The organism is Pollutimonas bauzanensis (assembly GCF_900129885.1).
Classification (GTDB): Bacteria; Pseudomonadota; Gammaproteobacteria; order Burkholderiales; family Burkholderiaceae_B; genus Pollutimonas; species Pollutimonas bauzanensis.
Map to the genome: position 1 here is coordinate 399,294 of NZ_FQXE01000002.1, position 13,970 is coordinate 413,263.

The window sequence follows — 13,970 nt, forward strand, 5'->3', positions numbered from 1 at the left end:
ACGAGAAAACAATATGTCAACTACACCGCTCTTTCGACGCCTCGCGCTAAGCGTGGCCTTGAGTTCGCTATGGCTGCCCGCCGCGCATGCCGAAGAAGTCCCGACACTGGCGCCCGTGGTGGTGTCCGGCCAGGACGATACCTCGCCGCTGCAACCCGGCATCAAGCAGGAAAAAGCCAGGCTGCAGCGCGTGGCCGGCGGCACCAATCTCATAGAGCCGCAAAAAGAAGCGCGCCTGGCGACCCTGCGCGATGCGCTGGACTACCAGCCCGGCATCGTGGTGCAGGAATTCTTCGGCGGCATAGACCAGCCGCGCCTGAACATCCGCGGCTCGGGCGTGCAAAGCAACCCCGTGAACCGCGGCGTGCTGCTCCTGCAGGACGGCCTGCCCCTGAATGAAGCCGACGGCTCCTTCGTCATCGGCTTCCTGGAACCGCGCAACAGCTCGCTGATCAGCGTGCGGCGCGGCGCCAACGCCTTGTCCGCCGGCGCCACGACGCTGGGCGGCGAACTGGATTTCCAATCGCTGACCGGCACCCAGAAAGACGAGATCGGCATAGAGGGCGGCAGCTTCGGCCGGCTGGGCCTGCATGCCGCCAAAGGCTTCCAGGGCGAGCAGCTGGACGGGCGCCTGAGCGTCAGCCACGATAAATCCGACGGCTACCGCCACCATTCGAGCTCCGAGCGCACCAGCGTGCAGGGCAATTTCGGGGTGCGCGGCGACAATTTCGAGAATCGCACCTACCTGTCGTACACGGACCTGAAATTCGACATCCCCAATGTCATCCCCAAAGACCGCCTGTACAGCGACCCGAAAAGCGTCCTGGGCGACTACAACGAGCAATTCGACAGGGCCAACAACATCTACCAGCGCGACCCCAATCGCGAAGCCACGCAGTTGCGCCTGGCCAACCGGACCTACTGGGGCAGCGAAGACCTGAACCAGACTTTCGGCGTGTATTGGCAGAATATCGACGACACCTTCACCAACCCGCTGGTCTCCTCGCCCACCGACGGCAACACCTACGGCGCGCAATGGCAGCTGGCCGGCAAGCTGCGCACGCTGGACTACCGCGTGGCGCTGGACTGGGCCAGCAGCGACATGGATCGCGAGCTGTACGTGGTGAATCCGAACAACGGCAGCCGCCTGCAGCGCTTCGGCAACTATGACCTGCATGCGGAAAACCGCAGCGCCCTGCTGGGCCTGGAATGGCATATGACGCCGCAATGGAGCCTGGTGGGCGACCTGAAATACACCCAGGCGATACGCGATTCCAAAGACCGCGACAGCGGCGCCAGGCTGGATCAGGACTGGTCCTACGCCAGCCCCAAGGCAGGCATCATATGGAAGCCCGCGGACAGCTTGCGCTGGTTCGCCAACGTCAGCCGCAGCAACGAAGCCCCGACCTACTGGGAAATCATCTACGGCGACGTTGCGCAGCCCCTGAATCCGCTTTCCGCGGCAACGTCCATGAACCGCCTCGACCTGCAGCGCGCCACCACTTATGAAATCGGCGGCGACGGCAGCCTGGGCGCGGGCGCATATGCCGCGAACTGGGCCGTCACGCTGTACCGCAGCAGGGTCGAGGATGAATTGATGTCGGTCAGCACGGCCAACGGCACCTCGGCCGGCACCTACAATTACCGCGGCCGCACCCGCCACCAGGGCATTGAAGCGGGCTTGAACGGCTCGCTGCCCGCGCCCGGCGCCGGCGCCCTCGACTACCGGGTCGCCTATACATACAGCGATTTCCGCTTCCGCGGCGGCGAATTCGACGGCAACCAGATCGCGGGCGTGCCCAAGCACATGGTCAGCGCCGAGTTGCTGTATCGCATCGGCGGCTGGCGCTTTGGCCCGAATGTGCGCTGGCTGCCGTCCGACACCCCGACCAACCATGCCAATGTTCCGGGCACCGAACAGGACGCCTATGCGATCTGGGGGCTCAAGCTGGCCTACCAGCACGACAAGCACTGGAACGCCTACCTGGTTGCGGACAATCTGTCGGACAAGATCTACGCCAGCAGCTACGTGATCCGCAATACCGGCACCGCGGCCATGCCCACCTTCCTGTCCGGCAACGGACGCAGCGTCGCCGCGGGAGTGAACTACAGGTTCTGAGCCGGGAAATTCCTGAAAGCCGGGGGCCGAGTGCCGGACTGGCGCCGCATTGACGCATAATGTGCCTGGACGACCATTCGATACGGGAGACAGCATGGCACCAGTCACCAACACCGTTCTGATTACCGGAGCCAGCCGGGGCATAGGCGCGGCGACCGCCATCGCCGCCGCCCGCGACGGCTACGCCGTGGCGGTCAATTACCTCAAGGACCAGGAGGCGGCGCAGAGCGTCGTCCAGGCCATATTGCGGCTAGGCGGGAAGGCCGTCGCCATACAAGGCGACGTCGGCAATCCGGAAGACATTCCGCGCATATTCGAACTTGCCGAACAGCGCCTCGGCCCCTTGACGGCCCTGGTCAACAATTCCGGCATCACCGGGCCCATCGGCCCGTTCGCGAAGACCACCGACGCCACCATCGAGCGCGTATTCCAGGTCAATGTATTCGGCACCATGCAGTGTTCGCGCGCGGCGCTGGCAAGCTTCGCCCGGCGCGGCGCCGCCGGCGTCATCGTCAACGTTTCTTCCGTGGCCGCCCGCACAGGCAGCCCGGGCGAATACGTGCACTATGCCGCCAGCAAAGCCGCTGTCGAAGCCTTTACCCTGGGCCTGGCGCGCGAAGTGGCGGCAACGGGGGTCCGGGTCTGCGCGGTGGCGCCGGGCTCGACGCTTACCGGAATCCATGCCGCGGCGGGTGAACCCGATCGCCCGGCGCGCATCGCGCCCAAGATCCCCCTGGGGCGCCTGGCCCATCCCGAAGAGGTCGCCGCAACCATAGTCTGGCTGCTGTCGCCGGCCGCATCGTATATCACGGGCACCGTGGTGCAGTGCGCCGGCGGCTTGTAAGCATTGCCCTACCCCAGCTGCGACACATCCCTGACGGCCCCGCGGTCGGCCGATGTCGCCAGCGCCGCATAGGCCTTCAGCGCCTGCGATACCACGCGCTCGCGGCTCACCGGCTTCCACGCCCTGGCGCCTCGCCCCTCCATCCCGGCGCGCCGCGCCGCGAGGTCCCCGTCGCTGACGGCCAGATGTATTTTGCGGTTCGGAATGTCGATTTGTATCGTGTCCCCGTCGTTGACCAGGCCGATGTTGCCGCCTTCGGCGGCCTCGGGCGAGGCATGGCCTATCACCAGCCCCGACGAACCGCCCGAAAAGCGGCCGTCGGTCAGCAGCGCCGTGGTCTTGCCCAGGCCTTTCGATTTCAGGTAGGACGTGGGGTAAAGCATTTCCTGCATGCCCGGGCCGCCCTTGGGGCCTTCGTAGCGGATGATCACCACGTCGCCGGGCTTGACGGCATCGCCCAGGATGCCCTCGACCGCGTCTTCCTGGCTTTCGTATACGCGCGCCACGCCAGTGAACTTCAGTATGCTTTCGTCCACGCCCGCGGTCTTGACGATGCAGCCCTTGGGCGCGAGGTTGCCATACAGGACCGCCAGGCCGCCGTCCTGCGAATAAGCGTGCTGCCTCGAACGGATGCAGCCCTTCTCGCGATCCAGGTCCAGATGCTGAAAATAGCGCTCCTGGCTGAAGGCCACCTGGGTGCGCACGCCGCCCGGCGCGGCCTTGAAAAACTCCTGCACTTCCCGGGAGGGGTCCGCGCCATTCACGTCCCACGCGGCGATTGCCTGGCCCAGGGTGCCGCTGTGGATATTGCCCGCGTCCAGGTGCAGCAGATCCGCCCGCGCCAGCTCGCCCAGTATCGCCAGAATGCCGCCGGCGCGGTGCACATCCTCGACGTGGTATTTGTCGGTGGCCGGCGCCACCTTGCACAGGCAGGGCACGCGGCGCGAAATGCGGTCGATGTCCGACATGGTGAAATCCACGCCCGCTTCCTGGGCGGCGGCCAGCAGATGCAGGACGGTATTGGTCGACCCGCCCATCGCCACGTCCAGCGTCATCGCGTTCTCGAAAGCCTGGAAGGTTGCCACATTGCGCGGCAATACCGAGGCATCGTCCTGCTCGTAATAGCGTTTGCACAGCTGGACCACCAGCCGGCCGGCGTTTTCGAACAGGCTTTTGCGCCGCGCATGCGTGGCGACCACCGTCCCGTTGCCCGGCAACGCCAGGCCCAGGGCCTCCGTCAGGCAATTCATGGAATTGGCGGTAAACATGCCGGAACACGAGCCGCAGGTCGGGCAGGCGTTGCGCTCGGCCTCGGCCGCCTCGGCATCCGTCACGGCGGGATCGGCGGCCTTGATCATGGCGTCGACCAGGTCCAGCTTCATCAGGACCTTGTGGGTGCCGGTCTCGAGCACCTTGCCCGCCTCCATGGGGCCGCCGGAGACGAAGACCACCGGAATATTCAGGCGCATCGCGGCCATCAGCATCCCGGGAGTGATCTTGTCGCAGTTCGAAATACAGACCATCGCGTCGGCGCAGTGCGCGTTCACCATGTATTCGACCGAATCGGCGATGAGCTCGCGCGAAGGCAGCGAATACAGCATGCCGCCGTGGCCCATGGCGATGCCGTCATCCACCGCGATGGTGTTGAATTCCTTGGCCACGCCGCCCGCGGCTTCGATCTGCCGCGCCACCAATTGCCCCATGTCTTTCAGGTGCACATGGCCGGGAACGAATTGGGTAAATGAATTGACGACGGCAATGATGGGCTTTTCGAAGTCGCCATCCTGCATGCCGGTGGCGCGCCAGAGGGCGCGCGCGCCAGCCATATTGCGGCCATGGGTGGAGGTGCGTGAACGATATTGCGGCATGTCTTGTCTCTGATTAAACGCTTAAAAAGCCTAATCATAATCTTCCTTGGGCAAGGCTGGCGCGGAGCCCGGTTTCCCCCTGGGAGCGCGGCCGGATCGCCGCCGCCTGGCCTGGACGCGGCGGCGATGACCGGCCGCCACGCCCGCGAGACACGCCAATTACAACTGGACAATCTTGCCGTCGCGAATGGTCAGCACCACGCCATCGTAAATGGGCGTGCGCGATGCCGTCTGCGTCAAAATGCCATTGCCCAGCACGGTGGGCAGATCCCTGATACCTGCCAGCGCCCTGCGTATGGACTCGGGGCTGTAGTCCGGGCCGGCATTCTTGACGGCCGCCGCGGCCGTCTTCAGGTTCGAATAGCCAATGGCGGCAAAGGTATCGGGCTCGATGCCATACTTCTTCTTGTAGGCGGCAACGAACTTTTGGTTCAATTCCGACTGATTGCCGATAAAGTAATCCGAAGTGAAGATCACACCCTCCACGGCCGGCCCGCCCACCTTGACGAACTGGTGCGATGCCGCCGACGGCGTCGCCACGATACGCACCGTAGACGGCAAACCCGCCTGCCTGGCCTGTATGACAATATTGGCCGTGGCTTCGCCTGTCGTGGACACCACCAGCGTGTCGATGTCCCGCGCAACCACCTTGGTCACAATGGCGCTGAAGTCCGTATCGGAACCCACAATGGTTTCTTCAATCACGGTTTTCACGCCAGCCTGTTCCAGCGGCCTCTTTATGCCATCTTTCTGCTGTAGATACGACTCGTTGTCGCGATTGAAAATATACGCGGCGCGCTTGGGCTGGTAATCCCTGGCATAGCGCAAAGCCAGGCTTTCCACGATTTTTGCGGGCGCCGCATTGGCCTTGAATATCCACTCGCCTATCGGGGCCACGTCGCCCGAGGCCTGGGTCAGCGCCGGTATTTTCCTGCTTTGCGCAATCGGCAAATAAGCCTGCGCTTCGACAGTGGACGTGGGGCCCAGTATCAGTACCGCATTGTTCGTATTGATAAAACGATGGACCAGGTTGACCGCCTGATTCTTGTCGCTGGCGGTATCTTCAATCAACAGTTTCAGCGTGGCGTCGCCCAACTCGCCCGACCGGGCGACCTCTTCGGCCGCCAGTTCGATGCCATTGCGCGCCGGCAGGTTGGCGAAGGCAAAAATGCCGGAGGATGAAACCGGCACGCCCACGACGACCTCATGCGCATGGGCCGTGGCCAGCGCCGAGGCAGCCAGCGCCGCCAGCGAAATCAAGGATATCAAAAGTTTTCTCATGATCTACAGCTCACCTAAAAGAAGAAGACAAAAGGACGGACATGGGCTTCGAAGTTCATTCAGGAAAAACAGGCGCGTCGCCGGACGCGTCCGCGTCGATGGAAGGCAGGTAATGCTCGATGACTCTGGGGTCGTGGCGCAGTTCGGCACTGGGTCCGCCCAGCACGATGCGCCCATGCTCCATCACGTAGGCGCGATCGCTGATCGCCAGCGCCAGGCTGGCATTTTGTTCGACCAGCAAAATAGTCAGGCCGGTTTCACGCAAGTCGCGCAAGGCGTCGAACACTTGCTTGACGATAATGGGGGCCAGCCCCAGGCTGGGTTCATCCAGCATCAGCAGTCGGGGACATCCCATCAATGCACGGCCTATTGCCAGCATTTGCTGCTGGCCGCCGCTAAGCGTTCCGGCTTTCTGCTGGCGGCGCTCTTGCAAAATGGGAAACAAACGGTAGATGTCGTCCAGGGCATGCCGCGGCGGGCGGCCCGCCGCCGCCTGCCGGCCCAGCAATAAATTGTCCTCGACGCTCAAGGGCCCCAGCACCTGCCGCCCCTCGGGGACCTGCAGCAAGCCGGCGCGGGCTATTTTGTCGGGCCGCCATCCAGCAATGTGATGACCGGCAAACATGATACTGCCGCTATGCGCGCGCAACAGGCCGCTGGCCGCATTGAGCAAAGTGCTTTTACCCGCGCCATTGGGCCCGATCAAGGCGATCAGCTCCCCTTCGGAAACCCGCAATGACGCATCGCGTACCGCCTGGATACGGCCATAAGAAACCACGGCCGATGCAATTTCCAGCATGAATCAGCCCCCCAGGTACGCAGCGACAACAGCGGCCTGCGCCCGCAGCGCGCGCGGTTCGCCAGAGGCTATCAGCCGGCCGGCGTCCAGGACATGCAACTCCTGGCATAGCGACATGACAAAACGCATATTGTGCTCGATCAGCAAGACTGCCAGGCCATCAGCAGCCAGTGAAGCAAAGATCCCGCCCAGCGCATAGGCTTCGCGATCGTTCATGCCCGCCACAGGTTCATCCAGCAGCAACAGCCGCGGCCGCGCGGCCAGGGCACGCATCATTTCCACCCTGCGCTGGTGCCCGTAGGACAAATTGCCCGCCGCTTGCCTGGCGTATTTCAGCATATCGAAACGCTGCAGCAAGGCCGCGCCATGCTCGCGCAGTCGAGCCGTCTCGCGCCGCGCCGACGGCAAGCCCAGCAAGGCCGACAGCGCAGAACTGCGCTCATGGCGATGAAAACCCGCCACGACGTTATCGAGCACACTGGCCTCTTTCAGCAAGCGTATAGTCTGGAAAGTACGGGCAATGCCACGGCGCGCCACCTGGTCCGGCTCGATGTCGGAAATATCTTCGCCATCGATGCTGATGACCCCCTGCGTAGGCCGCAGCAAGCCGCTGATCAGATTTACCAGCGTTGTCTTTCCCGCCCCATTGGGGCCGATCAGGCCGGTAATGCGCCCCGGCGATACCGACAGCGTCACCTCGCTGACGGCGCTCAGGCCGCCGAACCGACGGCTGACATTGTCCAGCTTCAACCCGCTCATGGCTGCGCCTCCGCAAGCCGTTCCGCCTTGCGCCGCCGCCAGCGCAGGCCCAGCGTATCGACGACGCCATAAGGCCAGTAGATGATTGCCAGCACCATCAGCGCGCCGTTTACCGCTAAACGGTAATCAGCCAATGGCCGCGCCACTTCCGGCAGCAGCGTCAAAATCAAGGCCCCCGCCAAAGGCCCCAGGACGGCGTTGCGTCCTCCCAGCACCACGAAGCCAAGCGCCGCAATGATCAAGGGAAAGCCGAAGTCTTCAGGCACCAGGGAATAATTGCGGTAGGCAACAAGCCCGCCCCCCAGGCCGCCCAGGGCGCCGCTCAAGGCAAACGCCAGGCGCTGATGCCTGACCACCGAGATCCCCAGCGATACGGCCACGGTTTCGTCCTGGCGTATGGTGTCGAAAGCGCGCCCTATCCCTGTCCCCGACAAGGCCTTGAGCAAATACAACACAATGGCGACGACCACCAGCAAATGGCCAGGGCCCACCAAATTGGGGATGCCATTCAAACCCAAGGCGCCGCCTGTCAACGACTCCCAGTACAAACTTATCGACATCACAATTTGTACAAATGCCAAGGTGGCGATGGCCTGGAATACGCCGCGCAAGCGCGCCAGCGGCCAAGCCAGCAGGGCGCCGGCCAGCGCCCCTATCGAAGCGGCCGCCAGCAGGCCCGCCCCGGCGGGCAAGCCAAAACGCAATGCCAGCAAGGCCGCGGCATACGCGCCCAGCGAAGCAAAGCCCGCCGTCGCCAGGGAAAATACCCCCGCGCGCAAAGCAATGTACTGGCTGTAGGCCAACACGCCATTGACCAGCACCAATTCGAATAACGACAACTGACCCGACAAGAAGCTGCTCATGCCCGCCGCACCCGGGTTTCGATGTGCAGCTTGCCAAACAGGCCCGACGGCCGGACGAGCAGAATGCTGAACAGCAGGCTATAGATAATGGCATCGCTCAAGGCCGAGGACAGATAACTGACAGTAAAGGTCTGGACTATGCCCAATAGCAGACCGCCTATCAAGGCCCCGCCTATGCTGCCCAGCCCGCCCAGCACGATCACGACAAAAGCGCGCAATAGATAAGGCTCCCCCATCAGGAAATGCACGGAATTGAATGCCAGCCCGATCACCACGCCCGCCGCGCCCGCCAACGCACCCGAGATAAAAAAAGTCTGGAAGTAGACCGCTCCGGGACGAATACCCAGCAGCGACGAGGTTTTTTCAGAAATGGCCACCGCGCGTATCTGCCGACCGAAGCCGCTCCAGAAAAGAAATGCCAGCAAGGCCAGGGAAAGAATCAGGGAAAGCGCCACGATCACAATCTGCAGCAACGACAGGCGCAGGCCCCAAAACTGAAAAACGACTACGGGAAATGTGCCGAATGGAAAACGCATGATCTGCGTTTGCGACACTGCCTGGCCGGCGCTCATCAACACCTGGGCAATACCCAGGGACGAAATGATAGCGGCGAACTCCGACGAGCCGCGTCTGCGCAAAGGGCGCAGGGCCAGCCAGTCGACCGCCACACTTGCCAGGCCACCGGCCAGCATGGCCGCCAATAAAGCCGGCGGCAAGGAAAGACCGGCAACAGTCACGGCATACAGGCCGACAAAAGCCCCCACCATGAAGACGGCGCCATGCGCCAGGTTCAACACGTGCAGGACACCAAAAATCAAGGTGAAGCCCAATGCAAACAAAGCATAGGTGCTGCCCGTGACCAGGCCATTGAGCAACTGCTGGAATATCATGATGAATCACGCCTCGTTGCGGTGGCGCCAGAGTTCCCAGCCAAACCGCGCCCGCACGCCGACGTCCAGGAATGGACGTGGAGGCAGGCGGTTGGGCCGTCCCAGCGACTCGTAGGCCGCGATCAGCGGGTTATCGACGCCGCTGGCCTTGTCCGCGATCAGCAATCCGGACACCGTGCCTTTGGTCAGGCCCAGGCCGTTATCGCACACCGCCGAGTACACATTGGGCGCAAGCCGGCCGAAGCCGGGGCTGCCATTGCGAGAGAAACAGATAAAGCCCGTCCAGGTGTGCTCCATGGTCACACCCTTGAGGCCCGGAAAGCGTTCATCAAAAATACGCTGATGAACCGCGCGGGCCTGCCGGCGCGACTCGTCGCTGCGGCTCAACCTCGGTTCGTAGCGCATATTCTGCCGGATCAAGATGCGCTGATCGCGCGTGCGCCGCATGGTGACGCCCACAAAGGCGTTTGCCGGCGTCAAGCCCCAGGTTTTCAACCCGCCCAAGGCCGCCTGCTCGCGCGCGTCCAGGGGGCGCGTCAGGCTGGCATAGGCGGCGACCGGTATCAGCCGGTCGCGAAAGAAACCGAACTGGCCCGCAAATACGTTGACCGCCAGGATAAGCTTCCCGGCGCGCACCGTGCCCCGCGGCGTCTTCAGACGGATCTCGGGCTCGTACTGCGCGTCCAGCACCGGCGTGCCTTCGTACAGCGTCACATTGCCGGGAAGGTTATCGGCCAGGCCGCGGGTAAGCGCCGCCGGATTGACCAGTACCGCGCCGGGCGTATAGATGCCCGCCGAAAAATGCGTGAACCCTATGCGCTCGTGCAATGCCCGCCCTTCCAGCCATTCGTGGGGTTCGCCAAGCGCCTGCAGGACGGCGACGGTCGGCTTGAGCACCTTTTCGATGCCTTCCCTGGACACCGCGGTGTGCAGCTTGCCGCAAGGGTCCCAGCCGCACTGGATATCATGCCGGCTGACCTGCTCCGAAAGGCTGGCAATGGCGGTCCGCGCCAAACGGACGTGATCCCGCGCCGCATCCATTTCGCCCATGGAACTGCCCACGTTATGAGGCGAATCAATCACGAAACCCGCATTCCTGCCTTGGGCGCCCTCGCCCACCCGGTCGGCCTCGATCAAGGCAATGGAATCATCCGGACGGTTCTGCGCCAGGCGCCGCGCCGCGGCCAGGCCCACCAAGCCGCCGCCCACCACCACCCAATCGACCACCAGATCTTTTTCCAGGCCGGGCTTGGGCGCGCGCGGCGGCAAGATGCGGCTCCAGCCGTTGGTCTTGTCGTTTTCAGGGGTAATGCCAACCGCGGCCATTCATGTACTCCTAGCGGAAAAAAAGGGCAGGCTGCACAAGCAATGCATGCGTTGCCAACTATGTATATCGGATATATATCGGCGAATATACGTATGCGGCAAAGTAGTTCAAAGTTCAAATTCGTTATGTACTAATGGGCTTGAAAATCTCAAATGGCCCCGACTTAATGTATGGACCAGATCGCCGTTTTGTGTTAGCCGCGCACACCGGGCGGGTTCTGCGATAATCCCTTAGCCGGCCCACGAAAACAGCGCTGCACGAGACATGCCTTGCGCCCAACAACCCATGCTTACCATGACCCAGACAAAAGAAAACCAGACACCATCCTTATTGGTCGCCATTGAGCCGGAGCACGCCGCGCTGCGCAACGACATCCGGCTGCTAGGCAAGACACTGGGAGAAGTCATCAACGATTGCGAAGGCAAAGCCATCTACAATGTGGTCGAGAAACTACGGCGCGCCGCCGTCAAGTTTCGCCGCGAAGGCAACGCCGCCGACAGCGCCATCCTCGAACGGCAGATAGGCCAGCTGGCCGACCGGGAGGCCAATTCGGTGGCCCGGGCCTTCAGTTATTTCCTGCACCTGTCCAACATTGCCGAGGACCGCGACCAGAACCGGCGCCAGCGCCAGCACGAACTGCATGCCGACAGCCCGATGCGCGGCAGCCTGCAGCACGCGCTCGACCTGCTGAAAGAAAAAGGCGTGGGCAGCCGCAAGATCCTGCGCTACCTGGAGGACGCCTGCATCGTCCCCGTGCTGACCGCCCACCCGACCGAGGTCCAGCGCAAGAGCACCCTGGACCTGCACCGGGAAATCGCGCGGCAGCTGGCTCACAGCGGCGACAGGCTCACACCGTCGGAAAAACAGCTCACCGAACAACGCCTCGCCGGGCTGGTCGCCGCGCTGTGGCAGACGCGCATGCTGCGCCAGCAGAAGCTGACCGTGCTCGATGAAATCGACAATGCCCTGACGTACTACACCAGCACTTTCCTGACCGCGATACCGCGCCTGTACCAGGACTTGTCGGCGCGCCTGCGCCGGCCCGGGCGCACCGTATTCGACGTGAGCACCGCGCCGCTGCCGCCCTTCCTGCAAATGGGCAGCTGGATAGGCGGGGACCGCGACGGCAATCCCAATGTCGACGCATCGACGCTGGAGCAGGCCTTGCTCAGGCAGTCCACGCGGGCGCTGCAGCACTATCTGCTGGAAATCAAGGACCTGGGCACGGAGATTTCCATTTCGCAGTCGCTGGGCAAGGCCAGCCCCGAATTGCTGGCCCTGTCGCAGGCCAGCCAGGATCCTTCCCCGCACCGCCTCGACGAGCCCTATCGGCGTGTCTTCATCCATTTGTACGCGCGCATGGCGGCCACATCGCTGGCGCTTACCGGCCGCCAGCTGGCGCTGCGCCCCACCTACGACGCCCCGCCTTATTCCGATCCGCAGGCCTTCCAGCACGACTTGCAGATCGTCGCCGACTCGCTCAACCAGCACCATGGCTCGCTGATCGCCGCCCTGCGCCTGTCGGGCCTGCTGCAGGCGGTCAGTATTTTCGGCTTCCATCTGGCCACGCTCGACCTGCGTCAAAGCTCCGACGTGCATGAACGCGTCCTGACCGAGCTCTTCAAGGCCGCCGAAGTCCGCTACAACGGCAAGGCCGTCAATTACAGCGCGCTGTCCGAGGAGGACCGCATCGGCCTGCTGCGCCAGGAATTCCAGCAGGTCCGCCCCCTGGTGTCGCCCTGGATCAGCTATTCGGCCGAGACCGAAAAGGAACTGGCCATCTTGCGCGCGGCGGCCGCCTGCCGCCGGAAGTACGGCGAAAAAGCCATCAAGCAGGTCGTGGTGTCGCACACCGAAACGCTCAGCGACTTGCTGGAAGTGCTGGTGCTGCAGCAGGAGACCGGGCTTATCTCGCCCGCCCCCCGCCATGCCGCCGATAAACGGCATGCCGGGCTGATGGTGGTGCCCTTGTTTGAAACCATACCCGACTTGATGCGCGGGCCGGAAATCATGGCCGGCTGGCTGGATCTGCCCGAAGTGGCCGCCCGGGTGCGCCATGCGCAGGACGGCATACAGGAAGTCATGCTGGGCTATTCCGACAGCAACAAGGACGGCGGCTACCTGACCTCCACCTGGTCACTGTACCGCGCCGAACGGCAGCTGGTGCAGGTCTTCAAGAAACGCAAGACCCGCCTGCGGCTGTTCCATGGCCGCGGCGGATCGGTCGCCCGCGGCGGCGGCTCCAGCTTCGACGCGATCCTGGCCCAGCCGCCCGGCACCGTCAATGGGCAGATACGCCTTACCGAACAGGGCGAGGTCATACAAGGCAAGTACAAGGACGCGGAAGTCGGGCGCTGGCATCTGGAAAATTTCGTCGCCGCGACGCTGGAAGCCAGCCTCACGCCCAACCCGTCGGCGGCGCAGACCGAAGACGACAATATGGCCCATTTCGGCGCGGCGCTGGATTTCATGGCCGGCGTGGCGCAGCAAAGCTACCGCGCCCTGGTCTATGAAACGCCCGGCTTCGATGACTATTTCTTCGCCTCGACGCCGATACTGGAAATCGCCGGCCTGAATATCGGCTCGCGCCCGGCGGCGCGCAAGCCCAGCCAGAAGATCGAGGACTTGCGCGCCATCCCCTGGGGCTTTTCCTGGGCCCAATGCCGGGTGATGCTGACCGGCTGGTACGGCGTGGGCACCGCCTTGCTGGCGTATGTGGAAAATGGCTGCGAGCACAGCCCGGACAGCCCGGCTCAGCGCCTGGAGCAGTTGCGGGAAATGGCGCGCATCTGGCCATTCTTCAGGACCCTGCTGTCCAATATGGAGCAAGTGCTGGCCAAGACCGACCTGGACATCGCCCGGCGCTATGCCGGCCTGGTGCCGGACAAGAAGCTGCGCGGCAATATATTTGGCCGCATAGAGCAGGAATTTGCCCTGACGCTGGAGATGTTCAAGCGCGTCGCCCAGCGCGAACTGCTGGCCGAGGACGAATTGCTGGGAGCCGCGCTGGGCGAACGCTTCGCCTATATCGACCCCCTGAATCACCTGCAGGTCGAACTGTTGCGGCGCCACCGCTCGGCGAACCAGCGGCCCGGCCGCGGCGGCGACGGCGAAAGCCGCACGCAGCGCGCCATTCACATGACCATCAACGGCATCGCGGCGGGCCTGCGCAATTCGGGATAGAGCGCGCGAAAACGTATCATGCACATAGTGGAATATT

The 13,970-nt window shown here is 63.4% G+C and carries 10 protein-coding genes; 3 read left to right on the top strand and 7 right to left on the bottom strand.

Features of this window, described 5'->3' with window-relative positions; translation table 11 throughout:
• Nucleotides 1-13: 13 nt before the first annotated feature.
• On the top strand, nt 14-2,119 hold the full coding sequence (locus BUB23_RS05015) for a TonB-dependent receptor family protein (protein ID WP_073101991.1): 2,106 nt from the start codon (nt 14-16) through the stop codon (nt 2,117-2,119).
• A gap of 94 nt (nt 2,120-2,213) precedes the next feature.
• Nucleotides 2,214-2,963 carry an SDR family oxidoreductase gene (locus BUB23_RS05020; protein ID WP_073101992.1) on the top strand — a complete coding sequence of 250 codons (750 nt, stop codon included), beginning with the start codon at nt 2,214-2,216 and terminating at the stop codon, nt 2,961-2,963.
• Nucleotides 2,964-2,971: 8 nt separating this feature from the next.
• Here BUB23_RS05020 and ilvD read toward each other — a convergent pair whose 3' ends face one another.
• The 7 genes from ilvD to BUB23_RS05055 form a co-directional block, all read right to left on the bottom strand.
• The gene (gene ilvD / locus BUB23_RS05025) at nt 2,972-4,831 is read right to left on the bottom strand and encodes a dihydroxy-acid dehydratase (protein ID WP_073101993.1); all 1,860 of its coding nucleotides are present in this window, start codon (nt 4,829-4,831) and stop codon (nt 2,972-2,974) included.
• Between the two features lie 159 nt (nt 4,832-4,990).
• Nucleotides 4,991-6,112 (bottom strand): ABC transporter substrate-binding protein, encoded by a 1,122-nt coding sequence (locus BUB23_RS05030; RefSeq protein ID WP_073101994.1) that lies wholly within the window; start codon nt 6,110-6,112, stop codon nt 4,991-4,993.
• 55 nt (nt 6,113-6,167) lie between these two features.
• Nucleotides 6,168-6,911 carry an ABC transporter ATP-binding protein gene (locus tag BUB23_RS05035; protein ID WP_073101995.1) on the bottom strand — a complete coding sequence of 248 codons (744 nt, stop codon included), beginning with the start codon at nt 6,909-6,911 and terminating at the stop codon, nt 6,168-6,170.
• A 3-nt stretch (nt 6,912-6,914) separates the two neighbouring features.
• On the bottom strand, nt 6,915-7,670 hold the full coding sequence (locus BUB23_RS05040; RefSeq protein WP_073101996.1) for an ABC transporter ATP-binding protein: 756 nt from the start codon (nt 7,668-7,670) through the stop codon (nt 6,915-6,917).
• Entirely contained in the window at nt 7,667-8,533 is an 867-nt protein-coding gene (locus BUB23_RS05045) for a branched-chain amino acid ABC transporter permease (RefSeq protein ID WP_073101997.1), read from the bottom strand. Before BUB23_RS05045 ends, BUB23_RS05040 begins: the two co-directional genes overlap by 4 nt.
• Nucleotides 8,530-9,423 (bottom strand): branched-chain amino acid ABC transporter permease, encoded by an 894-nt coding sequence (locus BUB23_RS05050; RefSeq protein ID WP_073101998.1) that lies wholly within the window; start codon nt 9,421-9,423, stop codon nt 8,530-8,532. The genes BUB23_RS05045 and BUB23_RS05050 overlap by 4 nt, the downstream gene beginning before the upstream one ends.
• Before the next feature lie 6 nt (nt 9,424-9,429).
• Complete coding sequence (locus BUB23_RS05055; RefSeq protein WP_073101999.1) at nt 9,430-10,749, bottom strand: NAD(P)/FAD-dependent oxidoreductase; 1,320 nt, start codon at nt 10,747-10,749, stop codon at nt 9,430-9,432.
• A gap of 295 nt (nt 10,750-11,044) precedes the next feature.
• Here BUB23_RS05055 and ppc point away from each other — a divergent pair, with 295 nt between their 5' ends.
• A complete protein-coding gene (ppc, locus tag BUB23_RS05060; protein WP_084135805.1) occupies nt 11,045-13,933 on the top strand; it encodes a phosphoenolpyruvate carboxylase in 2,889 nt (962 codons plus the stop codon).
• Nucleotides 13,934-13,970: the final 37 nt, after the last annotated feature.